We start from the raw sequence: 1,990 nt of genomic DNA, 5'->3' as shown, positions 1-1,990 counted from the left end.
GGGTGTTTCCAAGTCCAAGGCCGAGCAGTCCCCGGCGGACTTCCGGAGATAGCCGGGACTTGCGGCCGGTCTCCAGGTCAGTCTTGACGACAGTGTCAGTCATGATTCCTTTTTCCTTCCCCCGCACTTTCGGGGTGCGTGAGGGTACGGATTGCCGGCGGGCACCCCTGTTGGGGTCGCCGGCAATCGAAACTATCGTTTGGCTTGGTCCGCGGGGCGGGACCGGCTCACCACATGGGAGGCGAGTTAGCCCAGATAGCTACGCATGCCTCTTCGTAGCGCTTGAATGCAAACGGGCCATCCAGCTCGGCAACAAGGAACTGGTCCCTGGTGACCGGCCAACATCGTGCTCTGCGGATGGCTTGGCAGATGTCACGGCAGCTTGGCTTAAGGAAAGGAACGTGTTTGCGGGTCGGATGCACCTTCCGCCAGAAGGCTGTGCGCCCTAACCTGTTTGAAGCGTTCTTCCCAAAAGTGTTGCGGCTCACACAACTATATTGAAGATCTTCACAGAGTCAATGGTTTTCGGAGAAGTCCCGTCCGCCCGCAGCAGGCCGGGCCCGGGCCGGATTACAAAGCCCCACGTCAGGCGCAGATTCGGTCCGGAACCGTAAAAATATTCACTAAAACCTTGATTCGCTAAAAGTTTTCACTATAGTTATGTGTGTTAGCTCACCAAGAGAGAGTCGGAGCATGACCAACGAAATCGTCACGGGACATTCCCCCGCCGGCACAAGCGTCCTTCTTGCCACCGTCGGCAACAAGGTCCGCAACATGCGCAAGGACAAAGGAATGACCCTTGCGAAGCTCTCGGAAGTCACTGGCCTCAGCCCGGCGATCGTCAGCCAGATCGAACGCGGCCTGGCCAATCCCTCTTTCACCACCTTGGCGCAGCTGGCACATGGCCTGGACATTCCGGTGGGGAAGTTCTTCCTCGGACAGGAGGAAACCAGGTCCCCCGTGGTCCGCAAGGCCGAGCGGCGGAACCTCAAGGGCGTCACCAAGAAGTCCGTGGGTGAAGCAGTCTATGAACTGCTCACCCCGGACCTCAACGGTGCGCTGGAGGCCCAATGGATCGTGAGTCCGCCAGGCCACGACACCAGCGCCACTCCTTTCCGGCACAGCGGCGAGGAATTCGGCATCGTGCTCTCCGGCCGGAAGGACATCTTCCTGGACGGCGAGAAGTACACCCTGGAAGAAGGCGATTCGATCACCTTCTCCTCGGATACGCCCCACTGGTACAAGAACAGCTACGAAGAGGTCTGCGTAGCAATCTGGGTTAACGCACCTCACGCGTGGTGATCCGCCGGCCCTAGCCGCCGTCACCTTTCTCCGGTCCGGACGCCTCTTCTATACCGCGGTGTCCGCCGGAACCCCTCCAACAGCCCGCACCACGGCCCCGCAACGGGCCGCGATGCGTCATACCCTCTCCCGGGTCGATTTCGCGGTCAGCGTTGCCGCGTTACTGCCGGGCACCGTCTTCTACGTCACCGTCTTCTACGTCACCGGCACCGTTCCAACGGCACCCGTTCCCACGGCACGCCTCTAACGGCACTTCGGCCGAAACAGTAAGGATCCCCCATGAACCCGTCCACAGCCATGTCGTCGCTGGAACTCAGCACCACCACGGCGGACCTCACCGCCCCTGTCATCTCCCGCTCCGACGTCCTCGTCGTCGGCGGTGGCCCCGCAGGCGTGGCCGCAGCCGTCACCGCGGCCCGCTCGGGCGCCTCTGTCACGCTGCTGGAACGCTACTCCTCCCTGGGCGGCCTCGCCTCCGGCGGCATGGTCCTGGTGCTCGATGACATGATCAACGGCCAGGAAATCACGGTCACCGGCATCGTCTCCGAGTACGTCGAGCGGCTGCAGAAACTGGGCCTGGCGATCGTCCCGCCGGCCGATGACCGCAAGACCTCCGAGGAACTGTGGAACAAGTGGGGCCGCTACGGCACCTTCGACTTCCACTCCCACACCACCCCCAAGCCGGTTT

Annotated in this window: 3 protein-coding genes; all 3 read left to right on the top strand. The window is 62.0% G+C overall.

The window, feature by feature from the left end; translation table 11 throughout:
• Nucleotides 1-693 precede the first annotated feature (693 nt).
• A complete protein-coding gene (locus tag LQV45_RS28475) occupies nucleotides 694-1,302 on the top strand; it encodes a helix-turn-helix domain-containing protein (protein ID WP_028277301.1) in 609 nt (202 codons plus the stop codon).
• A gap of 112 nt (nucleotides 1,303-1,414) precedes the next feature.
• Nucleotides 1,415-1,549: a hypothetical protein gene (locus LQV45_RS35720; protein WP_290370335.1), complete on the top strand. Its 135-nt coding sequence runs from the start codon at nucleotides 1,415-1,417 to the stop codon at nucleotides 1,547-1,549.
• 32 nt (nucleotides 1,550-1,581) lie between these two features.
• Nucleotides 1,582-1,990, top strand: a 409-nt coding sequence (locus LQV45_RS28470; RefSeq protein ID WP_230010319.1) for an FAD-dependent oxidoreductase, incomplete at its 3' end; no start/stop codon positions are given.

It is taken from the genome of Microbacterium sp. Bi128, from assembly GCF_918698205.1.
Note: the sequence above shows the minus strand (reverse complement) of the source record. Positions and strands in the feature narration are given on the sequence as shown.